The sequence below is a fragment of the Neobacillus sp. PS3-12 genome, assembly GCF_030915385.1.
In the GTDB taxonomy this organism is placed as follows: Bacteria; Bacillota; Bacilli; order Bacillales; family Cytobacillaceae; genus JAEVLT01.
Genome location: NZ_CP133268.1, coordinates 3,980,604 through 4,006,165, shown reverse-complemented (window position 1 = coordinate 4,006,165; position 25,562 = coordinate 3,980,604). Strand labels below are relative to the sequence as shown.

General features: G+C 38.7%; 17 protein-coding genes and 3 pseudogenes. 1 reads left to right on the top strand and 19 read right to left on the bottom strand.

Annotated features, from left to right (window positions below):
- Positions 1-87: 87 nt before the first annotated feature.
- From RCG17_RS20245 to RCG17_RS20205, 9 genes and pseudogenes are all read right to left on the bottom strand, one after another.
- Positions 88-537 (bottom strand): hypothetical protein, encoded by a 450-nt coding sequence (locus tag RCG17_RS20245; RefSeq protein ID WP_308171879.1) that lies wholly within the window; start codon positions 535-537, stop codon positions 88-90.
- 14 nt (positions 538-551) lie between these two features.
- On the bottom strand, positions 552-974 hold the full coding sequence (locus tag RCG17_RS20240) for an NADH-quinone oxidoreductase subunit B family protein (protein WP_308171878.1): 423 nt from the start codon (positions 972-974) through the stop codon (positions 552-554).
- A gap of 227 nt (positions 975-1,201) precedes the next feature.
- A pseudogene (locus tag RCG17_RS20235) lies at positions 1,202-3,092 on the bottom strand (fructose-specific PTS transporter subunit EIIC).
- Positions 3,093-3,227: 135 nt separating this feature from the next.
- Entirely contained in the window at positions 3,228-3,980 is a 753-nt protein-coding gene (locus RCG17_RS20230) for a DeoR/GlpR family DNA-binding transcription regulator (protein ID WP_308171877.1), read from the bottom strand.
- 287 nt (positions 3,981-4,267) lie between these two features.
- A complete protein-coding gene (locus tag RCG17_RS20225) occupies positions 4,268-5,215 on the bottom strand; it encodes a sugar ABC transporter substrate-binding protein (RefSeq protein WP_308171876.1) in 948 nt (315 codons plus the stop codon).
- Positions 5,212-7,296, bottom strand: coding sequence for a PAS domain S-box protein (locus RCG17_RS20220; RefSeq protein ID WP_308171875.1), 2,085 nt, complete (start codon positions 7,294-7,296; stop codon positions 5,212-5,214). Before RCG17_RS20220 ends, RCG17_RS20225 begins: the two co-directional genes overlap by 4 nt.
- The gene (locus tag RCG17_RS20215; protein ID WP_308175896.1) at positions 7,250-8,098 is read right to left on the bottom strand and encodes a CheR family methyltransferase; all 849 of its coding nucleotides are present in this window, start codon (positions 8,096-8,098) and stop codon (positions 7,250-7,252) included. The genes RCG17_RS20220 and RCG17_RS20215 overlap by 47 nt, the downstream gene beginning before the upstream one ends.
- A gap of 13 nt (positions 8,099-8,111) precedes the next feature.
- A complete protein-coding gene (locus tag RCG17_RS20210) occupies positions 8,112-10,847 on the bottom strand; it encodes a response regulator (RefSeq protein WP_308171874.1) in 2,736 nt (911 codons plus the stop codon).
- Positions 10,848-11,396: 549 nt separating this feature from the next.
- A complete protein-coding gene (locus tag RCG17_RS20205; RefSeq protein ID WP_308171873.1) occupies positions 11,397-12,851 on the bottom strand; it encodes an NADP-dependent glyceraldehyde-3-phosphate dehydrogenase in 1,455 nt (484 codons plus the stop codon).
- 803 nt (positions 12,852-13,654) lie between these two features.
- Between RCG17_RS20205 and RCG17_RS20200 the strand changes: the two are divergent.
- A pseudogene (locus tag RCG17_RS20200) lies at positions 13,655-14,325 on the top strand (fructose-specific PTS transporter subunit EIIC); the annotation flags it as partial.
- 132 nt (positions 14,326-14,457) lie between these two features.
- Here the strand turns inward: RCG17_RS20200 and tcuB are convergent.
- The 10 genes and pseudogenes from tcuB to citC all read right to left on the bottom strand — a co-directional run bounded on the left by tcuB (position 14,458) and on the right by citC (position 25,505).
- Entirely contained in the window at positions 14,458-15,615 is a 1,158-nt protein-coding gene (gene tcuB, locus RCG17_RS20195; protein WP_308171872.1) for a tricarballylate utilization 4Fe-4S protein TcuB, read from the bottom strand.
- Positions 15,590-16,981 (bottom strand): FAD-dependent tricarballylate dehydrogenase TcuA, encoded by a 1,392-nt coding sequence (gene tcuA / locus RCG17_RS20190; RefSeq protein ID WP_308171871.1) that lies wholly within the window; start codon positions 16,979-16,981, stop codon positions 15,590-15,592. The genes tcuB and tcuA overlap by 26 nt, the downstream gene beginning before the upstream one ends.
- 158 nt (positions 16,982-17,139) lie before the next feature.
- Positions 17,140-18,321, bottom strand: coding sequence for a 2-methylaconitate cis-trans isomerase PrpF family protein (locus RCG17_RS20185; protein ID WP_308171870.1), 1,182 nt, complete (start codon positions 18,319-18,321; stop codon positions 17,140-17,142).
- Positions 18,322-18,455: 134 nt separating this feature from the next.
- Positions 18,456-19,801: pseudogene (locus RCG17_RS20180) on the bottom strand (MFS transporter).
- A 314-nt stretch (positions 19,802-20,115) separates the two neighbouring features.
- On the bottom strand, positions 20,116-21,024 hold the full coding sequence (gene citG, locus RCG17_RS20170; protein WP_308171867.1) for a triphosphoribosyl-dephospho-CoA synthase CitG: 909 nt from the start codon (positions 21,022-21,024) through the stop codon (positions 20,116-20,118).
- A gap of 102 nt (positions 21,025-21,126) precedes the next feature.
- A complete protein-coding gene (citX, locus tag RCG17_RS20165) occupies positions 21,127-21,657 on the bottom strand; it encodes a citrate lyase holo-[acyl-carrier protein] synthase (RefSeq protein WP_308171865.1) in 531 nt (176 codons plus the stop codon).
- 2 nt (positions 21,658-21,659) lie between these two features.
- Positions 21,660-23,210, bottom strand: coding sequence for a citrate lyase subunit alpha (citF, locus tag RCG17_RS20160; protein WP_308171864.1), 1,551 nt, complete (start codon positions 23,208-23,210; stop codon positions 21,660-21,662).
- Positions 23,210-24,106, bottom strand: a complete 897-nt coding sequence (gene citE / locus RCG17_RS20155; RefSeq protein ID WP_308171863.1) for a citrate (pro-3S)-lyase subunit beta — start codon at positions 24,104-24,106, stop codon at positions 23,210-23,212. Before citE ends, citF begins: the two co-directional genes overlap by 1 nt.
- Positions 24,107-24,421 carry a citrate lyase acyl carrier protein gene (gene citD / locus RCG17_RS20150; RefSeq protein ID WP_308171862.1) on the bottom strand — a complete coding sequence of 105 codons (315 nt, stop codon included), beginning with the start codon at positions 24,419-24,421 and terminating at the stop codon, positions 24,107-24,109.
- A gap of 16 nt (positions 24,422-24,437) precedes the next feature.
- A complete protein-coding gene (gene citC, locus RCG17_RS20145; protein ID WP_308171861.1) occupies positions 24,438-25,505 on the bottom strand; it encodes a [citrate (pro-3S)-lyase] ligase in 1,068 nt (355 codons plus the stop codon).
- Between the last annotated feature and the right edge of the window lie 57 nt (positions 25,506-25,562).

Genomic DNA, 25,562 nt, shown 5'->3' with positions numbered 1-25,562 from the left:
CCTCTTTTATCGTCTTTCATTTCTTGTATTCCTTATCCAGTTGCTCAAACGGCGATTTTGGCAGTTGCTCTAGCACTATGAGATGGCTTATCTTCTTACAACCACAGGCTGCTTCTGTTCTGGTTTAACCCTTGCAGGTTTCTTTTTAGGGAGAAATCCTTTATCCCAAACGCCTTTTTCTGAACAGGCAATACAGCAAAATCCGGCAGCGATACAGCGGTCAATCCCCAATGTTTCACAGGAATTAAAGGCTGTAGGACCTTTGCAGCCCAATTTAAACAAGCAGTAGCCTTTTTTGGCATTTTCATCATCATAAGACTCTGCATACAGTTTTTGATCAAAAAATGGTTTTCTGTGGCAGGTCATATGTACAGTCATTTGATAAAACATTTTAGGGCGAAGCTTTTTATCCAGTTCTGGCAATTCGTCATGAAAGTGAACGTGCAGCAATGTCCCAATGATCACTTCTGGTATTGGCGGACATCCTGGTACAAGGGCAACAGGGATCCCCTCTGGAACAACGGTTCTTAGGTCCACTGAATTGGTTGGGTTTAACCCAGCCCCAGGAATTCCCCCCAGGCAGAGCAGCTTCCAACAGCAATAACGGTCTTTGCGTGTGCTGCCGCATGAATAATTTCTTCTCTGACAGATTTCCCTGCAATCATCAGAAAGTCATCACTTCCCGGGATTCCGCCCTCAACCACCAAAACATATTGACCCTTATACTTTTCGAAGATGGTTTCTTTATGCTCTTCCGCTTGGTATCCGCTGGCAGTTGAAAGAAGTTCACTGTACTCTAAAGAAATAAAATTAAGAATGGTATCCAGGGATGATGGCTCAGATGAACGGGTAAAAGCTTCTTTGCACCCTGTACAATCCAATGCGCTGATCCAGATCACAGGCAAGCGGGTGTCAGTTTGTTTTAGCATTTCTTCTGTTACATTAATTGCATCCAACCAATTGTATGACGACATATCATGATCTCCTTTTAGATTTGCTCAACATTTCACAATATTTTATATTATAGTTTTAATGGAGATATAGTTTAAAGGCTTTAATCAGAACTTCCACAAAAAATTCAAATATTAAGTCCATCGTTGGCCGAAAAAAAATGCATTTGAAACTACAACATAAAACCACATTAAAAAAGCTGAGGTGCAAATATTGACCCCAGCTTTTATCTTTATTTTATTTTGAATGGTTAAGCTGCATGTTCAGTGCCCTGTTTTTGTTCTACTTCTACAGTTTTTTTGAGGAATCCGATCAACAATGCGGATATGACAGACCCGATTAAAATTGCTAAAGCATATTTAAGGGCACCACCTTGCACTAGCGGTACAACAAATATTCCGCCGTGCGGTGCTCGGAGTCCAATTCCAAATGCCATTGTTAGTGCCCCGGTAATAGCAGCACCAATCATATTTGCCGGAATGACCCGGAAAGGATCTGCTGCTGCAAATGGAATAGCACCTTCGGTAATAAATGACAGCCCCATTACATAACACGCTTTTCCAGCATCTCTATCTTCATGGTTGAATTTATTTTTAAAGATCGTTGTTGCAATGGCAAGAGCTAAAGGCGGTACCATACCTGCGGCCATGATGGCAGCCATTGGCCCGTATACACCACTGGCTAACAAACCTGTACCAAATACATAGGCTGCTTTATTTACTGGACCTCCCATATCAAATGCCATCATTAAACCTAAAAGAATACCAAGAAAAATAGCGTTTGTAGATCCGAGACCTTTTAACAAAGTGCTTATTTCCGTATTTAGCCAAGCAACTGGATTGTCAACAACGTAATTCATAATAAAGCCAGTAAGCATAATTCCCAGTAATGGATAAATTAAAATACTTTTAATTCCCTCTAAAGACTTCGGCATGTTTGCAAATAACTTTTTAAGCATTACCACAATATACCCAGCAAGGAAACCGGCAATCAGCCCACCAAGGAAACCTGCTCCGGCATTTGCAGCCATCATACCGCCAACCATACCTGGTGCAAAGCCTGGACGGTCTGCTATACTGAGAGCGATGAAACCAGCAAGAACTGGAACCAGCAGCTTAAATGCTGTACCACCGCCAATGGTCATCAAGGTTGCAGCAATTGGGTTATACGACGGATCTTTTGGATCAAAGGATTTGTACCCAAACATAAAGCATAAGGCAATCAATATGCCTCCGCCGACTACAAACGGTAACATATTGGAAACACCATTCATTAAGTGCTTATAAAAGCCTCTTCTAGAGTCTTTTTCTTTAGTTTGTCCGCTGCTGCCATTCCCGCTGTAAATTGGGGCATCTTGTTTTATTGCTCTGTTAATTAATTGTTCCGACTTTCTGATACCATCTGCAACTGCTGCCTGAATGACATGTTTACCTTTAAAGCGCTCCATTTCCACATTTATGTCAGCAGCAATAATAACAGCTACAGCGTTTTCAATTTCATTTTTCGTCAGGACGTTTTTAGCCCCTCCTGAACCATTTGTTTCTACCTTAATATCTACACCCATTTCAGCAGCTTTAGCCTTTAATGAATCCGCTGCCATATAAGTGTGAGCAATTCCCGTTGGACAGCCTGTTACTGCAACAATGAAATTTTTCTTGCCAACAGATGTTGTTTCTTGTACTTCTTCTTTATCATATTGATTAATAATTTCTATGATTTCTTCAGCTGTTGTTGCTGTTAAAAGCTGATAACGAACCTCTGCTTTCATCAGCATTCCTGGAAAGGCGTGCCAATGCATCTAAATGAGTATTATTTGCTCCTTCAGGCGCAGCGATCATGAAAAATAAATGTGAAGGTTTATTATCTAATGCTTCATAATTTATACCAGATACGGATTTACCAAAAGCAATGGCAGCTTTCTTTACCGCTTTTGTTTTCGCATGCGGGATCGCAATTCCATCACCAATGCCGGTCGTGCTAAGTTGTTCACGCTTTACAATTTCTGCTTTAAATGCACCGCAATCAGATATTTTTTCAGCCTTGTAAAGGACATCAACAAGCTGGTTGATGGCTTCTTCTTTTTGACTACCATCCATATGAAGGAGAATCGTGTCTTTTGATAGCAATTCAGTAATTTTCATTCATTTCTCTCCCTTATTTATATTTCGTTTATTTGGACCTGCAGAAGGAGTTTATTTACCATTTCTGTTGTACATAGACCAATTGAAAATGCTTCTTCATTTAATCGACCGAAGGGTTCAAAGTTACCGTGTTAATCACATTGTCACTACCATTATATTTGTTCTATCTTTATAAATTTGCACACTATCATCATCTAATTCATTGGTTATAATAGCTGCCTGATGGATATCCACAATTTTCGCAAATGAGATTTCCGAAAACTTGGTACTGTCTGCCAAAACATAACTCTCTCTCGATAAGGAAATCGCCTTTTGCTTTACCATTGCTTCTTCCTGGTCAGGAGTGGTAAAGCCAAATTCTTGGTGAATTCCATTCACTCCTAAAAAGCATTTATCAAAGCGATATAGATCAAGACTTGTTAATGAACCCCGCCCAACAAAGGCATTCGTTTTCGCTTTTACAAATCCGCCAATTAAATAAGTAGCAATCCCTTTATTTAATAATGGTGCAGCATGCATTAGACCGTTCGTTACAACCACGATGTCTTTTGCAGTCAGAAACTCAATCATTTCAAAAATCGTTGAGCCTGCATCTAGGTAAATGCAATCCCCTTCTTCCACTAATCCTGCAGCATATTTAGCAATTAAACGTTTTTCCTGAAGGTTTTTGGAAGATTTCTCAATCATGCTTGGTTCTTGCAGCTTCCCCTGTAATCTTTGTGCACCGCCGTGAATCCGTTTTAAAAATTTTTGCTCCTCTAACAGAGATAGGTCCCGTCGAATTGTTGATTCCGATGAGTTCGTTAATTCCATAATTTCTTGAATCTTAACGGTATTTTGGTCTTTCAATAATTGAAGAATGATTTGATGACGTTCTGGCGTTAACAATTCATCACCACCTTGAATTTTCTATCTTGTTTTGATTATAATGAAATCGTTTACAAAAATCAATCATTTTCTTTCAAAAACATTCATATTTTGAAAGATTGTGAACGATTTTTAGAATTTCTAACTAGCATTTTTGAATAGATTAAAAAGAGGCAGGATTTTGATCCTAGCCTCTACTTTTTCTCTAATTTAAGGAAACAGTTTTCTTCCATCACTCTATAGCGTTAATTCCGAAGGGAACTCCCATCCCTAGGTAGTAATATGATATGTCATCCAACCTTAACAGTTTATTTTTTTAATATTCCTTCTAAGAAGTCTATTTTGCTTTTAGCATTTTCCCCTGTAATAATGTCGACGTCACTGTTAATCTTTTTTTCTACTCTTTGTCCTTTTACAGCCTTTAAGGCATTTTCCACACAAATATAGCCCATATCATATGGGTTCTGGGCGACCGTGCCTTTCAACGTCCCATTATCGATATATTTCAGCATATCGATAATTCCGTCTGCCCCTACAACTGGGATGTTTACCCCATTTTGATGTAAATACTTTAATACTTCTAGAGCCATCTCGTCACTAGGTGCAAAAACACCTTTGATATCTGGATTATTCCTCAGTAATATGGCGATGACTGGAATAACTTTGGCATTAGCATCATCAACCAGTATATTGCCTTCGACCGTGTTAATTCCAACTGCACGTAAAGCTGTTTCCGCTCCGTGAATCCGATCTGTATATACTGTATTTCTTGAAATTTTGCCAATAAGTGCTACTTTGTCATCGGGCTGCATCATTGAGGACAATAATTCTCCTGCTTTTTCACCTAATGAAACGTTATCGGTTCCAATAAATGAAGTTTGACCGGACCAATTGACTCCAGTATCAACAAGCAGCACTGGAATATGTTCCTTTTGAAATTCCTTTAATATCGGAATAGAGGCTGAAGGATTTTCCGGAGAGAAAATGAGTGCGTTCGGTTTTTCCTTTAGTACCTTTTCCAAAATAGAGAGCTGATTTTCATTGTTGTGGTCAGAGGAAAAAATTTCCCCCTTCATACCAAAGTTTTCTAATCCCTTTTCAATCCCCGAGACCATGATAGCCCAATACTCTGACTTTGTATTTTTCAAAACGACAGCAACTGTCGGCTTTTCTGATGCATAAACTTTGTAAAAAAAGCCCAAAACACTACAGACTAAGAATCCAAAAATAATTAAGATCAACCATCTTCTTTTCACTGTTTATCACCATTCAAACACTGCTTTTCATCTGAATATCGATTAAAGTAAATTGAAAAACAGGTTCCTTCATTCCCTGTCCGAATTTTGATTTTTGCATTATGCCGATCAGCAATACTATAACAAACTGCCAGTCCCAATCCGGTCCCATGCTCTTTTGTCGTAAAAAAAGGTGTTCCAATTTTGTCGAGAATGTTAGGTTTTATTCCTTCTCCACTATCCTTCACCTCTAAAACAACTCTCTCTTCTTCACTGTAAGTTCTTACTGTCAATGTGCCGCCATGTTTCATGGCTTCAAGTCCATTTAATGCAAGATTTAAGAAAAGCTGCCGAATCTCTTTTTCATCTAAAGACAGTTCAGGACATTGCTTCAATTGATGCTGAACACTTTTCCCTGCAAGATTAGCTTCAGCGTTAATTAGAGGCAAAATGGTTTCGATAATTCTATTTAAAGACTGATTTGTTTTATCACTTGCTTTGTTTTTGGCCAGAGTTAAAAATTCTTTAATGATGCTATTGGCTCTGTTTAATTCATCAAGCATAAGATCAATGTATTTCGGAGTTAGATGTGAATTGTCAACTTTTCCTAATTGTAAAAATCCATGGACCGTTGTCATCGGATTTCGGATTTCGTGTGCAATCCCGGCAGCCATCTCGCCAATTAAATTTAACCTATCTAAGCGTAACACTTCTTTTTCCAACCGTTCTGTTTCAGTAATATCATTTACCACTATGAGAACGCATGGCTTGTTTTCAACTTCAATAATTTCTGTCGATAACAATCCGCAACATACTTCCCCGTTTTTTGACTGGAAAGTCACCTTTAAATTGATTAACGGTTCTTTCAATAGGGGATCAGCTAAATCAACTTTATTCCCATCCATACACTTAAAAAAAGGCCAGTCAAAAACTTGATTCTTTACTTTTTCGAATTCGTAACCTGTAAAATGTAACCAAGCCTTGTTAACATCGATAAATCTTCCATCCTTTATGGAACGAATAGCCATTAAGCAAGGACTTGCTTCAAAAATCCTTTTAAATCGTTCATGTGAAACGAATAGATCCTCCGCTACTTTTTTTCGCTCCTGAATTTCTTCTTTAAGCTTCTCATTTGTAGACAACAAATCTAAGGTTCGCTCTTCAACTACCTTTTTAAGGAGATTGAATTGTTGGTTTTTAATTTTCTCCATTTCTTTCCGTTCCGTAACATCACGAATGGTACAAACAAAAAGAAGACTATTTTCGATTCTTGCTTCTCCAATTTGAATATCTACAGGAAAACGGTTTTTATCTTTCCGTAAAGCTACACCCTCCAATATTTTTCCTATTGAAGACTTGGTAATTGATTGAATGGATAAGGGACCCATCCTTTCACCATCTTGCTTAACCACAGGAAGAATGGTGGCTAAATGTTTCCCTATTAACTCCACATCGTAATAGTCAAACATTTTTCGAACGATTGGATTTGCCGATAAAATGGCACCAGATTCATCAAAGGTAACGATCGTATCCAGCAATGTTTCACCAATCACTTTTGATAAGGTTTCCGTTTTATATAAATCAACGGTTGTACGATTCAATTTTAAATTTATTTCTTCAAGCTCGATTGACTTTTTCCATTCGAATTGCTTCAAACTTACCGTGTGACTTTGATGAATTGCAACAAATTGTTCTACTTTTCTTTTTAATGTCTCAGGATTAAACGGTTTGAAAATATAATCAATTGCACCGACTGAATATCCATGGAGGACATGTTCCATATCTTGACTGATGGCGGTTATAAATATAATTGGGATATTTTTCGACCTTTTTCTGGCTTTAATAAGCTTGGCCGTTTCAAAGCCATTTAGTCCAGGCATTTGAACATCCAGCAAAATGACAGCGAAATCTTGTTTTAGAATACATTTTAACGCTTCTTCACCGGACCTCGCAGTAACCAAACGATAGCCGGATGATGAGAGTACGGCTTCCAATGCTACTAAATTTTCCTTGAGATCATCCACCATTAAAATATTAATTATTTCTGATTCTGCTTTATTTGGTTTTTCGGTAAAGTTTTTCTCCTGAATTGAGTACCTCATAGTATTCTGCATAATCGGTAAAACGTACCTCCTCTCTATTTCCAAGCCCTATATAACCTGAATGAAATAGGCTTTCGTATAATAAATGATGAACATAATTTTGCAATTTTTTATTAAAGTAAATCATAACATTTCGGCAAATAATAATATGAAACTCGTTAAATGATTGATCTGTAACCAAATTGTGTTGAAAAAAGACAATATTCTTTTTTAGGAAGGAATGAAACGCCGCTACTTCGTTTTTTACCGTATAATACTCCGAAAAAGCTTTTTCTCCCCCAGATTGAATGTAGTTTGTTGTGTAAAGTTTCATTTTTTCCAAGGGAAAAGAACCTTGTTTCGCTTTCTCTAAATTGATTTGATTGATATCGGTAGCATAAATTTTTGATTTTTCATATAATCCTTCTTCATGCAACAAAATAGCCATCGAATAAACTTCTTCTCCTGAACCACAGCCAACATGCCAGATCCTGATCACCGGATATTCTCTTAGAGCTGGGATTACCTTTTTTCGCAAAATCCTAAAAAAGGCGGGGTCCCGAAACATCTCAGTTACATTTATAGAAAAATCATTAAATAATCTCTCCATCACGCGAGGTTCGTGTAAAACTTGTTCCTGTAATCCCGATACAGTCTCTACATTTTCCGCAGCCATCCGATTAAAAATTCTCCTTTGGATAAATGGAGCGGCATAGTTGCGAAAATCATATCCATACTGGCGATAAATGGCTTCAAGTAATAAGTCAATTTCAATTTTCTGCAGCTGATGATCGTAATATTTCTTATCGATATGATTTGTTATGATCTTCGCCTCCCTATCTATACAGCCAAACCTGTATTAGTGAGAATAGCTGATCTAAATCAATCGGTTTGCTAATGTAATCGGATGCGCCGGCCTCAATACATTCTTCACGATTATGTTTCATCGCCTTGGCTGTTATTGCAATAATCGGTAAACCTTGAAACTGCGGTTTTTTTCGAATTTTACGCATTGCCTCAAATCCATCCATTTCTGGCATCATAATATCCATCAAAATGAGGTCAATGTCGGGATTTTCTTGTAAAACCTCTATACCTTCTATACCGCTTTCTGCGAACAAAACTTCTATTTCATATTCCTCCAGGGCAGAGGATAAGGCATAAATATTTCGCATATCGTCATCCACGATAAGAATTTTCTTCCCATTAATTAATGAGTATTCGCGATCGAGTTCTCCGTCATTTAAGTTTTGCTCTGAATGAAGCTCTTCCCAGCCGATTAAAGACCCTTCCTCTTCAAAAAGTGCAGTGGCCGTTTCTAATAATACAGAATCGTTCTTTCGACTTTCTTTCAGTTCATGGATCGGCAGATTAAGAGTGAAGGAACTACCAGCACCCTCTTCACTATTTAAATCAATAAAGCCTCCCAGCAAGTGAGCAAATTCGCGGCTAATTGATAATCCTAAACCTGTCCCTCCATATTTTCGGCTGGTCGTACCATCAGCTTGTACAAAAGCATGAAAGATTAATTCCTGCTTATCTTTTGAAATGCCAATTCCTGTATCCGCTACCGTAAAACTAATTATCTGTTTATTATCTGAAAATGACTTGTTCAGACCAATAATGAACGAGATACATCCATTTTCAGTGAATTTATAGGCATTAGAAATAAGATTACTTAAAATTTGATTAAGATAGTGTTCATCAGTGTAAATGGAATCCGGTAAATCCCCATCTGCAAAAATAGTAAACTCTAAATTTTTCTGACGAGCTAAAGGAGAAAAATTCCGGTCTACAAATGTAATGATTCTTTCCAGTGGAACTTCTCCAAGAATAATTTCAATTTTTCCAGCCTCAACCTTTGCCAAGTCCAAAATTTCATTAATCAAATGAAGTAAATCATTTCCTGATGAATGAATAGTTTGGATATACTGTAACTGTTTTTCTGTTAAGTTTTCATTCTTTTTTTCCATTAGCATTTGAGCAAGTATTAATAAACTGTTCAGAGGAGTACGAAGCTCGTGTGACATATTAGCAAGAAATTCGGATTTATATTGGGAAGTAAGAGCTAGTTCTTGTGCTTTCTCTTCAAGGGCCGCACTAATTTTCTCCAATTCCTCTTTCTTCATCTCAGAATTTTTATATTGTTTTTCGAGCTCTTCGTTAATCACTCTTAATTCCTCTTGCTGCTGTTGAAGCTCTTCCGATTGGCTTTGCAACTCTTCTGTTAAGGCCTGTGATTCTTGTAATAATTTTTTAACCTGCATTCGGTTTCCGATACTGTTAATGGTAATGCCGATATGGGCCATTACTTCATTGAGTAGAGCTTGTTGAACTTCGTTAAATGGTTTAAAGGAAGCTACCTCAAGAACTGCCAAAACCTCCCCTTCAAGTTCTGCAGGGAGAATTAGTATATTCCTTGGGGCTGCTTCACCGATTCCAGAATTAATTTTTACATAATTATCAGGAATATCTGAAATCATAATTGGCTTCTTTTCAGCAGCACATTGACCAACAAGTCCCTCACCAAGACGGAAACTTCTTGATAGAACCAGGTCGTGATTATAAGCATAAGAAGCCATACTTTTCAGCAGTTCTTCACCGTTCATTCTTTCGTTTATATAAAAAACCCCATAATGTGCTTCTACCATCGGTGTAATATTTTGGATAAATAGACGGGATAATGTCTTAAAGTCTTCAACAGAAGTATAGATAGAAGTAATCTGAGCCACTTTTGATTTAAGCCAGCTATGCTCCTCTGCTTTTTCGACTAAAGTTTTTTCATGTTCCACTTTTTCTTCCAATGCTTGAGCCATTTGATTATAGGCAATAGAGATTGCTCCAATCTCATCTTTAGTAGCCACCTTAATCCGCGGAAACTGTGTTCCCTGATAAAGCGCAACATTACTCATAACAGAAGTAACCCGCTGTAAATTTTTTGTTAAGCTTCTAATGATCAAAATAGCAATAACGAGACCGAATAGACAACCAATGACAACGACGATATAAATCATATCTAGCGCAAGATTATAAGTTTGTTTTGTTCTTAAAAGCTGATCCTTCATTTCTTGTTCCTGTAAGGAATATAACAAATCAGTAATCTGTTGCAGCCTTACCCTATCTCGCTTTACATCTCCCCAAATCAACTTTTCGTAATCATTAGAGTTTTTATCCGTTTTTTGCAAAATAATGATTTGTTCACCGACGTCTTCATATGTTTTGTAAATCGTATCAAATTTGGAAATAAGGTTCTGTGTTTCTTTTCGAGAATCCATCTTTTCAAGAGTTTCAAGAGAGGCCTTGATATTTAATCTTGATTGTTCCCATTCGTTCACCACTTGTGGAAGTACATGAGCAGGTGGAGTCGATGCAATATCACTAAGCTCCCTTCCCATGTTATTGATTTCAGACTGAACCGTGGAGGCCATCAACTTCCTCTGGTCTAAATCTGAAACTACTGAATTCATACTAACTGTCTGCTGATCGATCATTTTAATTAAAATTATTAGAAAGATAATGTTAAAAAGTAATATAAGTCCTAAGCCGCCATAAAGCTTTGTTCGAAATTTCATATAGCCTCCATTCTCCTGATTTCTGAAAAATTAATGAGTTTCAATTAAGACATTATTGGTTTGGTATTCAAATCCTGTCGTCTGAACTATAAAATGATCAAGTTTTATCTTTATTTCCAGCTATGCTTCCTTCTCAATCTATTGATGACTAGTAATTTTTATAAAGAGAATTGATATTCTGTTCATTTCGCAAAAATTATCAAGGGACATTATTTGTCCTTAAGTGACAAATAATGTCCCGCCTGTGCAGAAAAAATCATTTCAATACTTTTTTATTTTAGCAAAGCTAAATTCATTTTTCAAATTTCTAAATATTCCTTCTTATATATAAAAAATACTTAGGCATTCAGATTATCAATTGTAACTGAAGATATACCGTTATTGCTTTTATCGAAAAAAATAATGATTGTTCTACTATCGGAAATGACGTCTAGAATTGCTGGCACCCAATGCAATGCTAATATCTTTTAAAGCTTCAAAAGAAAAAACAAAGAAGGGCCAACAAGGCCCCCTTATTAGGAATTCAAGTTACAATTTTACAAATTTAGATTACTCAGCAAGATTTAATACAGTGACTTTTTCACGTGTCATTGATTCAATGCTCTTACGGATTCCTTGTGCTCCCATACCGGATCCCTTTACTCCAATAAATGGGAAATGATCAGGACCGCGTTCCGTACGGCCATTAATTTGAACAGAGCCTGTTTCCATTTTATTCGCAATCGCAAATGCTTTGTTAATGTCTTTCGTAAAGACGCTTGCCTGTAAGCCAAATTCAGATTCATTCGCAATATTGATCGCTTCTTCATCAGATGATACACGGATAATTGGCAGAACTGGCCCGAATGGTTCTTCCCAGGCTACGCGCATATCTTCTGTCACATGATCGAGAAGAGTAGGATAAATTAAATTACGTTCACGCTTATTTCCTGTTAAAAGGGTTGCCCCCTTATCGATGGCATCCTCAATTAACCCTTGTACAAAGTCAGCAGATTGTTCATCAATTAACGGAACGACCGTGCTTCCCTCTTCCGGAGAGCCGACCGCCAATTTATCAATTTCCTCTTTTAAAATAGAAGCAAGCTCGTCTGCCACGCTGTTATGAACTAATACACGTTTAATCGCTGTGCAGCGCTGACCGGAATAGGAAAATGCACCGCTGATAATATGTTTGGCCGCTTCGTTTAAGTCAGCATCTTCACGTACTATCCCGGGGTCTTTCCCGCCAAGCTCCAGGACCAGTGGGATCATGGCTGCTTTTTTCGCTAAGCGAGTTCCAGTATTTGTACCGCCAGTAAAGGAAATCATATTAATTCCTTCATGCTCAACCAAGTAATCACCAATAACGGAACCACGGCCTGTTACGATATTAACCAGTCCTTTTGGAAGATTTGTCTTATGAAGAGCCTCAATCATTTTAATACCACTAATTGCTCCTTGTGTGGCAGGTTTAAAGATGACTGCATTTCCTGAAATAAGAGCCGGTGCCAGTTTAGCTGCAGCTAAATTAACAGGATAGTTAAACGGAGGGATGGCCAGGACTACACCTAGCGGAACACGATCAACAATCGCAATCTTTGACTTTGAACCGCCTGGAAAGCTGTCTCCTTTCAAACTTTCACCATTCATATGCAATGCTTCTTCTACCGTGTATCGAATAAAAGTTGCTGTACGAACGACTTCACTCTTTGCATCCTTGTAGCTTTTTCCTACTTCTTTCATAATAATTTCAGCAATTTCATCCTGCATGTTTTCTAATTCATCTGCCCATTGATACAAAAACTTCGCCCGTTCCTGAAGTGAAGCTTCTGCCCAACTTTTTTGTGCATTATGGGCATGATAAATTGCCTCATCAACCTCTTCCGTTGTTATGGCTTGTACTTCTCCAATCACTTCATAAAGATATGGCGAAGTGATTTTAATTGTTTCACCAGACTTACTTACTCTCCATTCCCCATTTATATAAAAAGGATAAGCTGTTAAGGATAATACGTTTGTCGTCATAATAAATCCCCCTTGAATTTTGGAATAAATTTATTTAAAAATTTGAATAATTAACTATTTCAGTTCAATTCAAAAAAACAATTGCGTAAAAAGAGATCCTTTTTACCCTTTAATTTTCGGTGTAATAACCATCATATTGGAGTCTTTTGGGGTATGAATGGAAAAAACAGAATGAATCCTCGTTTATCGGGACATTTTTTATCCTTAAAGGACAAAAAACGTCCCATCGTTTTATAAAAAAATTTTTCCATCTTCATCCCTTTATTACAACCAAATCTATTTACTGACCTTGGTGCCTTTCCATATCTTTGGAAATACTAAATGTATTTATTATATTTTACGATAAATAGGTTGCCAACTAGGATTACAGTTGGTTTAAACTATTCGGTTACATTGTCTTCCTCATATGATTCGATTGTCTTATCTCTGCAATCCCAACATTCGCTTCTGTTTCTCTCCATTTTTGATAATTCATTTCCACAATAAATACAATTATCCATTTGTATGATTCCCCTTTCTGTTAGTTAGTTTTATAAATTGTTTTCACTAAAAAGTAATTTTTATTGAGTGGTAAATAATTTCACCATTTTGACTGCCTCCACAAAAATTACATTAGTGTGTCTTAAGGAAGTTTTCTCATTTTTTTACTTTTTCCCTACTAATAATTGAATCTTTCCGAAATTCAATAATTACCTAAAAAGAATAAATTTTCATAATATTTAGTAGGTAAATCCGATTCTATACATTGAAAACGGATTCAGTAAAGAATTTCTTTTCGATAAAACTCGACATTTTTCTAGGGTTTGTTGAGTAAATTTGTCGTTAGTTTAAAGAAAGTACTTAGTCGCCTACCGCAATCCTTAGATGGAATTAAGCCAGTTTTATTATACCCTTTACTTGGTGTATTACTGACAAGCCTTATCATGATGTATATCATTATTAATCCTGTAAAGGCTCTTAATGATGGATTAACAGGTTGGTTAAAAGGATAAGGATTAGGGACAACAAATCTATTGCTATTAGGATTAATTCTTGGTGGGATGATGTCAATTGATATGGGTGGCCCTGTTAATAAAGCTGCACTCACATTTGGGATAGCGATGATTAATGCAGGAAAATTTGCACCCCATGCTGCAATAATGGCGGGTGGGATGGTTGCACCATTAGGTCTTGCCCTTTCGACTACATTATTCCGTAACAAATTTACAGTCCAAGAACGGGAAGCAGGCAAAACAAGCTATATCATGGGGTTATAACTGAGGGTGCAATTCCATTCGCAGGTGCCTAAACCATGTTATTTAAAATTGGCTTACCTGCCTCGCACGGTGGAGTCTTTGTCATACCAATCGTCATCGGCAATCCATTCCTTTATGCTTTGGCAATTTTGATTGGTTCCATTGTCACTGCACTTATTGTTGGATTCTTGAAACCTATGAAAAAAGAAAACGATATTGAAAATGAAAAAGCTGCATAGAGTTAGACGGAAAGAGCAAAATACTTTAATTTATTTGTAACTATTTATTTAAAAAAGAACAGCGAAAATGTCGTTGTTCTTTTTTATTATTTATACATCATCTTAATATCTTAAACTTGTTATCATTGCTTCTCATAAATGTTGCACTTGCTCAATAGGTTGTTTTTGTGTTTTCACTTTTTCAATTGCCCCCATTGCTATTCTTTTTTCTTGTGCATAACGGATAAGAGCTAAATAACGATAAACGAAGTGGGCAAACTTGGTATATGGAGCTGTGAAGAATAGAGCCGCCACACTTCCTAGGTGGATTGCCAAAAAAATACCCATTGCCGCAGTTTCACGAGCTAGTAATAAGATCATCCCTGTCACGGCAACTGTTAATAATACAACTGCAAAAGAAGTTCCTGACTTTTTGGCACCTTCATCATGGACTTCAGGGTCACTTTTTGTTTTAAGAACTAAAAGTCCAACAACCCCAATTATGATTCCAAGTCCGCCCAGGATCCCTAGAATTACAACTGGATGATACACAGGATATGGAGCTGGAATGTGTAATACGTGTGCATAGAATGCTCCTAATGCTGTTGAAGCTAAATCAAGCATGAATCCATAAGATACAAAATGGTGAAATTTACGGCGAGTAGTAGAAGGCTCGTCTGTTGGATAAGTGCAACCGGATCCTTCTCCGCCAAGGTAACGCAGACTTAACGCATATTTTGTACCAGTAACAAAATCTTTACCGATAACCTTCTCTGATTTTGGTGACTTAATATCTTGCCAGAATCTGCTCATTCCGACAATCCAGCCGCCCACCATCCAAATTCCTAATGCCAAGAAAACAACAATCATTACAACCTCAGAAAGAGACTCATAAAATGACCCGGTTCCTACATGTGCTTTCAAAAGTCCAGAAGCTCCCGTGGTTCCCAAAATTAACGCTAACATTAAAATGATTCCAAAGAAAAATGTGATCCAGAAGCCGCTAGGCTTTTCTCCAAGTGCCTTAGCGAATAATCTCGGACTTGCATACTTTTGATACGTTTCTTCACGCAATTGAGCAAACAATTTTGGCGGATTAATGCCAAACTCGTGCGGTGTGGTAAATGGACATGCATAATAGCAGTCCCTGCAATCATGGCACAGATTGGCTAAATAAGTCATGTCATTATCAGTAAAATCTAATCGCCACTCAATCGATTGCCATACGGCACAGTATCCTTCACAGTAACGGCAGGCGTTGCACAATTTCATTTGACGTTTTCCATCATCTAGTAACTCTTTTGATTGCATTTGCTGCTTCCTCCCCTGCAATTCTTCCTAAAACTGCACCCATAGTGAGACCAAAACCAGCCAAATATCCACGGCGCAGTACATTACCTGCTGCCATTTCTCCTGCTGCAAACATATTGCCACATAGGCGTCCATCCTTCCACTTGATCCTTGCCTGTTCGTTAACTTCGACTGCGAGGTAGGTAAATGTAATGCCAGTCCTCAGTGGATATGCATAAAATGGAGGCTCATCAATCCGTACCGCCCAATGACTTTTCACAGGTCCTAATCCTTCTGTTTTACAGTTGTCTAATTCAGCTGGATTAAATGTTCCTGGGCGAACGGCCTTGTTAAAGTCATTAACGGTCTTAGCCACCACTTTAGGATTAAGACCAAGTTTTTCAGCCAATTCCTCGATTGACCCTGCAGAAATTGGTTTGAAAACCGAAGGCATGAATTTTCCAAGTGCCTTACTGTCAATAATTGAGTATGCAACTTGATCGGGCTGCCGGGCAATGAGTCCACCCCAAATAGCATATCGTTTTGGCCAGAAATCTTCTCCCTCGTCATAGAACCGCTCACCCTTTTTATTTACGACAATCCCAAATGGAACACTGTCAAGACGGGTAACAATTCCTCCGTCAAACTTTGGAGCCCTGCCATCAACTGCGACTGCGTGAAACGCATCTGGTTCTCCGACCTGGGCAGCCCCTTTATTAAGAAGCATTTCAAGAACATTCCCTTGATTATATGGGGTACCACGAATGATAAAATTCTCAGCAGCCTCTCCCCAGTAACGTTTGTGCCATTCTATATTTGCTTCAAAACCACCTGAAGCAAATATGATAGCTTTTGCATTGATGGTCTCGATTCTGTTGTTCCTGCGAACTTTTGCAGCCTTGAACTCAGTACCATTCATTTCTATATCTTCAAGCATTGAATCGTACCAGACTTCTACCCCTTTTTCCTTAGCCGTTTGATAGTAGGAATTCATCACCGCCTTGCCGCCGCCAAGTTGAAAGATATTCGTTCTTCCTAAATGAAGGGTTCCAGACAGTGCGGGCTGCCATTGAATCCCCTGCTTGTTAAGCCAGTCCGGAAGTTCTTCGGATTTACGCACAACTAATCTTGCAATGGATTCATTTATTTCCCCTCCTGCAACACGCCTTAAATCCTCCATGAATTCTTCCTCAGGATACGTGCCTGTCATATACTTGTTCTCACGTGTATTCATCACCCTATAATCCCGGGTTAGTCGGCTATTTCCGCCTCGATAAAATTTAGGAGCCCGTTCAATGACCAGCACCTTTGCCCCTTGGTCGCGGGCTGACAGTGCAGCAGAGAGAGCAGCGTTCCCTCCGCCGACTACTAAAACATCAGTCTCCATATTTTAAAACTCCTTTCAAATTAACCTTTTAGCTAACTAATTGGTTAAGCAATTACAAGAGAAATAGAGATTACGAATTTTACTTGTCAAAAAAAGAAAAGAAGTAATACTCCTTTTCTTAAATCCAATAAATCGAGAACTAGAAATATGAAAACTGCTCAAGCCATCATCGTGTCCTTTTTGCCAACGAAAATGGAGGCAGGTACATATGCGTAGCCTTCCATTAATCTCCTTGCAGTCCGGCCATTTCCTGCCTGTGCCACCAACCACTCTTCTCCGATTTTCTCTACGGTTGCATCAGCATATAACGTTCCCGATGGATGTCCCACATTAATACCAGCGTGGGTATTTGAAACAATATGATTTGGGATCGTTCCATTAATTTTGGCTGCTGCCGCAAGAGCCATCGCTCCGCTCACAGCATGTGCCCTATGAAGAGATCCCATCGTAATATAGCGCGAAAGAACATCGACATCTTCTTGTTTTACAAGCTGTTGATTGACTGTTGTATACTCTTTTGGCTTCGAAACCATGGCGATTTTCGGCAATGCATGGGTTGAAGGAGTGACATTTTCACCTTCTTGAATGAGGCCGATCTTAATCCCGACTTTAACACGAATTTGCTCTAGGGTATTAAGTAATTCAGTATTTCCGTTTACTTCATTGGGAAGCTCGGCTCCTGTTTGTCCAACATCTTCTGCCCGCACGAACACAAGTGTATTAACACAATCAACAATACTTACCTCATATTCCTTGCCATTGTCTAACTTGATGATATCTGTTGGGCTATTGGTAGGGAGTGTTTTTCCTGTAAAGGTTCCTCCCGCATCTAAAAAGTTAAGCATGATTCTGGACGATAAACCAGGAACGCCGGCAATAGAAAATCCCCCCTCATATTGAATTTGGCCATTTTTTACAGGTATTTCTGCAACAATGAGTTTTTTTGTATTTGTGTTGTATATTTTAACGGAAGTAATGGGTTCAGTTAATGGAACATAACCTTCTTCGATAGCATACAAGCCTACTGCAGTCACAAAATTTCCACAGGTAACATTATAGTCAACCACTTGGCGATCCAGGCTCACCTGACCAAAAGTATAATCAATATTTGCATCAGGATGGGAGGATGGACCAACAATTGCTAATTTACTAGTTGTTGAGGTTCCGCCACCCAAACCATCAATTTGGCTGTTGTCAGGACTGCCATAAATCCTTAAGATGACCCCATCCCTTAATACTTCATCTGCAGGGAGGTCGGATCTTCTTAGGATGAGTCCCTTACTTGTCCCCCCTCTCATAATAACAGTTGGAATCTTGTGTAATTGACCATAATCAAACATACTTTAACCTCCATTGTCTTTCTTTTGAAAAACTATAATTTTAAAAAAATATTATGTTTAAGTTCGACTAATTCATCTCTAACTACTCAAACGAAGAACTGAATCTGACCAGCAAGTCTACTGTTTTGTAAGTATTAGAGATTTTGTGCTGCCGAATAGGGATTATCTGACTTCATTCCATTGATTTCCTCCAAGCTCCTTTTAGAGGTTCGAGGTCCAAAGAATACGGCTAATCCTGATGCAACCCAAACAAGTGAAATCAAAATAAATACATGTAAATATCCAAAACCCGTGTAAACAAAACTAATAACAAATGGTCCCAAAACATTAGAAAATCTACCAATGCCGTATGTTATCCCCTGGCCAAAAGAACGTACGTCCGTTCCATAAAGTTCTGATGTATACGTGTAAAGATTGGAAGAGAAAGTTCTTTCGATAAAATTTATGAAGAAACCAAATACAACAATTAGTACAGGACTTAGTGTTGCCCCGAATAAAAATACCGCAATTGCAATGAAGAAACAGGTGAAAATGATATTTGTTTTTCTCTCAAAGCGATCAGAAATAAGTGCACCGGCTAACGATCCTATTGGAGCACCCAGAGTAATTAGTGTACTGTAAACCAAGGAATCAGTAAGTCCTATCCCCTGTTTTACCAGCAATGTTGGAACCCAGGAACCAAATCCGTAAAATGCGATTGTTTGAAAGACCCATACACTAATAAGAATGATTGTACGTTTAAGGTAAATTCCCTTAAAAACATCAGACATTTTCCCTTTTGTTACGGTATGATTGGATACCTCAAGCGCAGGCTTAGCTAAAGGCCCCTTTTCACTTGCGGCGACTTTTTCAAGTTTTTCCATTACTTCTTTTGCCTTATTTGCCTGCCCTTTCATTTCATACCATCGCGGTAACTCAAACAATTTTGCTATACTAAATATGGCGAAAATTCCTAATGCTCCCCAAACAAATACGAGTCTCCAACCCCAATCTCCAAGAGGGATCAAATATCTGGAAACCCAGCCTGTAACTGGAATACCCGTTGTACCAATAGCGATTGCCAGCCCTTGAAACTTACCGCGAGTTGCTTTCGGAAAGAATTCGATAATATACGTGTTTGCATTAACAATTAATGACGAGGTCGCCATTCCGGTAATAAATCTGGAAATGGCCAGTGACCAGGCATCCCACGAAAGCGCATTCACCGCCGAAAAAAAGATAACAATAGAAGAGAAATAATAATAGCTTTCTTTCTTCCTATCTTATCGCCAAGCCAACCGCCAACTGAGGCCCCTAAAAACATTCCAAAGAAGGCAATGGAGTTGATAGTTGCTATAACACTTAAAGGCAAGTGCCATTGTTTTACCAAAGCGGGAGATGCATATGAAAACGTATTTAAATCGGCGTACTCAAAAAAATAGGCAATAGATAAAGGAATAAGAACCTTTTTGTGAATCGAAGAAAAAGGCAACCGATCCATCCGATTTGCTATATTAAGGCCGCTGGATTTATTCATGAAAACCCCCCCTTTTTATGTTCTTCAACAGTTAATTCTTATCAAATTTGATAATTAAAAGTTATCATAATATAAAGAATAAAAAAAATATTGATTGTTTATTAACAATCATAAATACCTTTTATGATAAAGAAAAAAATTTATATACTGTTTAGATAAAAGGATTCTTGAATTACTAATTTAAAATAAAATAAAGAATAAATTAAATTTGGAAGATTGAAAATTTTTAATAAATATGCGTATGATTTAACGTAGGTAATAACATCATACTTTTTTATTTATACCACACAATTTCGCTGGATACTCGAACCAGAAAAAGGTAATCCCTGTAACAGAAGGTCCAACATAACGGTTACTGCCAAAAGATCTGCTGATCCTCCCGGACTGATGTTTCTTCGAATAAATTCCTTGTCCATTTCAAACACCATCTCCATACCTTTTGGTGTTAACATACCTCCTAGATCCAGTACCTGTTGGGCATAACATTGAACATATTCCAACGTTTTTAAATCATGTCTTGCAACGATATTGGTATCCTCGTTTACCGCCATTAGATGAAGGAGTATCTGCACCAGAATATCGTTGATATGAAAGGATTTTAAAGATTTTAATTTCCTTAGTACAGGAAGAGAGTAATTGCGCACGGTAGCAAAACCGCTTTCTACTTCTCCACGTATACCCCTCAGACCATATTTCAGAAATAGTTTTTCCCCGTAAGAAAGGCCTTCGGACTTGTTCATAAAAGTTAGTTCCCTTAAACACAACCCCTGCGTCATTAGAGAAACCTTTTCACAGATCATCTCGATCTCCACACCTTCGGATTCTTTTTCAATGATGGTGCAAGAAGCTGCGGCACAAATGACACCTAAAGAAAAAATCAGGCCCTTATGAGTATTTACACCATCCGTTGCCTCAAACATCTCTTTTTCAGCATTAATCCCAAGGCCTCTTAAGGTTTGAAACAGTTCTTCAGGATTTTTCCCCGAGTACTTTACGCCTTCCGCAACACAGTAAGTGAAATAGTTACTCAGTGTAGAACTACTATCTATAAACGTAAAGAAATCCATATCGGAATGTGCCCCTTGGTTGAATCTGTCTACAAGCCCGGGTTTGGGGCTTGCTGAAACCTCATAAAGTAAAGCACGCAGCGCTTTTTGCGAAATAGTTTGCATCCAAGATTCATCCATGTTTAATCTATTTCTCCTTTCAAGCTTGCAAACATACTATTAATATGACCAAACCCCATAATTTTCCTAGAGGATTATCGGAGTTTGGCCTTCATATCTAATTTAAGTGATAATTTTTATATAAGAATCAACCATACTATGGATCTTCTCAATGAGTGCCTCTGTTGTATGTCCTCCGTTCCGCCCGCAAATATGGGCATCCTGTTTACAGAGCAGGCATTTACGTTTTAAATTACCTAAGGTTTCCCTGGAAATAGGCATTCCATCAATCCCAATGACATCTAAATCAAACAGCCGGCCAAGTGAATGGTCATTCTCAATCTCAAGCATAAGTGCTTTTAAAGACAGTTCATCGGTTTTCACCACAAAGAACGCCTCAAATCCAGTATCTGGATCTTTAGAAACGTAATACTCCAATACGCAGTCGGTCTCCTTGAGTCTTTTCACCAGTGCATTGCAGCCCTCACGAAAAATAATGGAGCTGTCTGGCGTTTTCTTGCTCGCACCTGGCATATTCACTGTGAATGATACCAATGGCAATCTGTATTTCTCAATTAATTCCTTCTGATGGGCTGCCCTAAGCTCACGAGCCTCTAATAATTGCTCAAGCGTTATTTGATGGGTTGCAGTCATCTTCAATACTCCTTCTTTACCTGGTGAATCACATCAATCACTGAGCCATCCCGATACTTAACCACACCGACAATCTTATCTTCAACCTTGATTGGTTCTGGAATTCCGACTATTTGATTGGCTTTTGCCTTGAGTACTTCAATGGATATAACCGGCAGATTTGCTTTTTTTAGGTTATGATACAAATCCTGCCTTCGAGGATTCACAGCAATCCCTTGGTCGGTAACCAATACATCAATAGAGCAGCCCGGGGTGACTACCGTATGCACCCTATCGAGAATAGTTGGCATCCTGCCCCTAATGAGTGGAGCGACAATAATTGAGCAGGCTGCACCTGCAGCTGAATCACAGTGTCCGCCTGAAGCACCGCGAATGACACCGTCAGACCCAGTGATGACGTTCACATTAAAATCAAGATCGACTTCTAATGCGCTTAACACTGTTATGTCTAATTGATTTACTGCACTTCCCGGATTATCAGGACTTGCATAATACTCAGCATCAATCTGTTGGTGGAAGCGATTATTTTTTAGCGATTCGTCCGCTTTAAGGTCAAAGCCTTGTACATCTAGTAATCTTTTAATTAGTCCTTCCTCATGGAGAGCAACAATCTGACCTGTAATCCCGCCCAACGCAAAGCTCGCTTTAATATTTCTCTCAATCATCTTTTCTCTTAAAAATCTTGTTGCAGCCAGAGAAGCTCCGCCTGATCCTGTTTGCAGTGAAAATCCGTCTATGAAATAGCCTGAAGCAGCTATAACTTCGGCTACATTCTGAGCGATTAGCAAATCTTTGGGATTCTTGGTAAAACGGGTTGCTCCCGACATAATTCCTTTTGGATCACCGATTGAATCCACAACCACGATATAATCAACCTGAGACTCAGGTATAGCGAAAGGTGTATTAGGATATTCGACCAAATGATCCGTGATTAAAACTACTTTTTTAGCATGTTGGGCATCCACCTTGGCATATCCCAATGAACCGCACTCTGCTGCCGCTGAATTGTCCCTTGCATATCCATTTGCATTGCCGGCAGGGTCGCAGGATGGCACACCTAAAAAGGCAACATCAATTGGCAATTCTCCTGAGGTGATCGCCCTGGCTCTGCCGCCATGAGAATTGATCACAATGGGTATGTCCATCAAGCCGTTTGAAATAGCATCAGCCAATTCACCTCGCAGTCCGCTTGTCTCAATCCTCCGAATCACTCCTCTTTTGATATGATGAATCAATGGTGCATGGATGCCCGAAAGAGAGCTTGGTGCTAAAACAAGATCCTTAATTCCCATACGTGAAATGGCATTCAGAACCATATTAATGATATAATCACCATTTCGAAAATGATGATGGAAGGAAATCGTCATCCCATCTTTTAAGCCTGTTTCACGAATCGCTGTTTCAATAGAATCAAGGATTTTATTTCGATCAGGATTCTTAAGGCGGTCTTTAGAACGCTGTGTATTTTTCACCAATCCATTTGAATCAAACAGTGGCAATGCTCCGAGTCCAAAAATCTCTACCGGTTTATTCCGTCCAACTCTATTAAACATTATTGCCACACCTCCTCTATACTTTCTCTATATACAGCATCAGCCAGTTCAAGGACACGATATGCTCTTTCGATGATGGGCTTGTCAACCATTTTACCGTCCATGCTAATAACACCCGATCCTCTTTTCTCCGCTTCCTTCGCTGCTTCGATAACCCGAATGGATTTCTGAATTTCCTCTTCCGTTGGTGCATAGATATGATGCAAAATATTAATTTGGCGTGGATTAATAAGGGATTTCCCATCAAACCCCAGTTGTTTGATAAGTCTAACTTCGCGGATAAATCCTTCTTCATCATTCACATCGGAAAAAACAGTATCCAAGGCATCTATTCCTGCAGCCCGTGCCGCAAAGAGGATTTGACTCCTTGCAGCGAGTAATTCAATCCCATCTGGGGACCTTGTGGTTTTTAGGTCAGTTACAAAATCCTCAGCTCCTATTGCAATTCCAATAAGCCGCGAACTCGCCTTTGCAATTTTATAAGCATTAATAACTCCCAAAGCGCTTTCAACAGCCGCAATAAGTTTGATGGTCCCCAGTTCGATGCCATTTTCCTTTTCAATCTGTGTAATTAATTGATCAGCTTCCACTACATCTTCTGGTGTCTCGGTTTTAGGCAGTCGGATCACATCTGGCATTGCTCTGACCATAGCTTCAAAATCAGCTCTGCCATAAGGTGTATGTAAACCATTTACGCGGACCACAACTTCCGTTCGTCCAAAATCACAAGTTCTCAGCGCTTCATAGACTAAAAGTCTCGCTGCGTCTTTTTCATTAAGGGAAACTGAATCTTCCAAGTCAAACATGATGGCGTCCGATCCATAGATATGAGCGTCCCTAATCATCCCTGGATTGTTTCCTGGTACATACAACATACTCCTTCTCAGTCGGCCCACTTATTTCACCCCCCAGGGGAAACAATTTTGATGGGCGGCCCTGCTTACTGCCGTCCTAACTCTAGCCCGGATGGTGCAATCTAAAGCCCCTTTATCATTCGCCAGGACTAATGCATTCTCTACCCCTAACTCTAATAATGTCTCTAGAATCACCTTTTTAATTTGTTTACCAAACTGATTAGCGACAGTGCTTTTGAGTTCAAGTTCGATTCCTTTACCTTCATTTTTTTCAATATGAATGGTGATATCGCTTGACTCAAGCGTCCCTGCAATTCCTACATCCAAAACTTTTATTTTTTCTGGCAACATCAACATTTTTCTTCAACCTCCATTAATGTCGTTTATGGCCTTTCATAATCCGCTTGATAATCTCCTCTGCGTCAGGGGATAAAAGAAATTGATACGTTGTTTCGGGAACCAGCTTCTTCACTTCGTCAAGCTTCCCTGCATGGATCAGTTCCCTTACTCTTGAAGCGCTAATCGGTTCCTTTTCATATAACATCCTTGGAATAACCTGAACCTCAATATCATGGGCAGGGAGGATTTCTTGCATAATCGAGTTATACCTTGATGTAACCTTGCAGTAAGGTTCCTCACCAACAAACCTTTTTTTAATTCCAAGTGCCGGAGCAATACAGCGTCCAAATATGTCTATGTCCAGCCACGCATGGGTTTCGACCACATCATGGAACTCTTTGATAAAGTAGGATGGGAAAGTTGCATCCGATATGATATAATCCTTTCCAGAATGAAGAACAACATTATCCAAGTGTTTAACTCCTTCTTTTACAAGCCTGTATCTTACTGCTGAAGGAAAACTTGACTTGTCCTCGTCAAGAATAAAAATATGGAGCGTTTCGCATTTGGACGCTGCATACTCGATCAGGTACTGATGCCCTAAAGTAAACGGATTGCAATTTACTATGACAGCTCCTGCACGATTCTTGCTCCCTGCATCAGGGATAACTTCTTCTTTTTCTCGGATGATTTGTTTCAAGTAGTTTTTAATCCCCGCAGGGCGGTTTTCCAATAGAACGACCTTTGAAGGAACTTCGGCGACTGAATAAAACCCCAAGTGAGAGAATATTGTCTTGTTTTCCGGCATTGTATAGATAAAGAGGTGTGATTTTCCTCTTGAATAGGCCTCGTGGACAAGATGGGTGACAAGTTTTGCAGACAACCCCATGTTCTTATAGTCCTCATCGACAGCAATGCATTTTAGAATTCTTCCACCAAAGGAACCTGTAGCCACTATCTTTTGACCATCAAATATAGCAATTGTATATTCAACATCCCGATCCAGAGATAAATTCTGTTTCTCGATAAATTCCTCCAGCTGATCCATTTCTACATGCGATTGAAGGTTTACAATCTTTTCAGTTAAGTTGAAAGACCACATATCATGTTCACCATTGTTTGTTAGATTTTCGTTACTACTTTTGATTTAAACTCCTAT

What these genes read in the sequence shown, in the direction of transcription:
- RCG17_RS20210 (WP_308171874.1), bottom strand. Translation starts at nt 10,847, where the DNA reads ATGAAATTTCGAACAAAGCTTTATGGCGGCTTAGGACTTATATTACTT.
- RCG17_RS20240 (WP_308171878.1), bottom strand. Translation starts at nt 974, where the DNA reads ATGTCGTCATACAATTGGTTGGATGCAATTAATGTAACAGAAGAAATG.
- citC (WP_308171861.1), bottom strand. Translation starts at nt 25,505, where the DNA reads ATGTGGTCTTTCAACTTAACTGAAAAGATTGTAAACCTTCAATCGCAT.
- tcuB (WP_308171872.1), bottom strand. Translation starts at nt 15,615, where the DNA reads ATGCAATCAAAAGAGTTACTAGATGATGGAAAACGTCAAATGAAATTG.
- citF (WP_308171864.1), bottom strand. Translation starts at nt 23,210, where the DNA reads ATGTTTAATAGAGTTGGACGGAATAAACCGGTAGAGATTTTTGGACTC.
- RCG17_RS20205 (WP_308171873.1), bottom strand. Translation starts at nt 12,851, where the DNA reads ATGACGACAAACGTATTATCCTTAACAGCTTATCCTTTTTATATAAAT.
- RCG17_RS20220 (WP_308171875.1), bottom strand. Translation starts at nt 7,296, where the DNA reads ATGAGGTACTCAATTCAGGAGAAAAACTTTACCGAAAAACCAAATAAA.
- tcuA (WP_308171871.1), bottom strand. Translation starts at nt 16,981, where the DNA reads ATGGAGACTGATGTTTTAGTAGTCGGCGGAGGGAACGCTGCTCTCTCT.
- citD (WP_308171862.1), bottom strand. Translation starts at nt 24,421, where the DNA reads ATGTTGATGTTGCCAGAAAAAATAAAAGTTTTGGATGTAGGAATTGCA.
- RCG17_RS20185 (WP_308171870.1), bottom strand. Translation starts at nt 18,321, where the DNA reads ATGTTTGATTATGGTCAATTACACAAGATTCCAACTGTTATTATGAGA.
- citG (WP_308171867.1), bottom strand. Translation starts at nt 21,024, where the DNA reads ATGGATGAATCTTGGATGCAAACTATTTCGCAAAAAGCGCTGCGTGCT.
- citX (WP_308171865.1), bottom strand. Translation starts at nt 21,657, where the DNA reads ATGACTGCAACCCATCAAATAACGCTTGAGCAATTATTAGAGGCTCGT.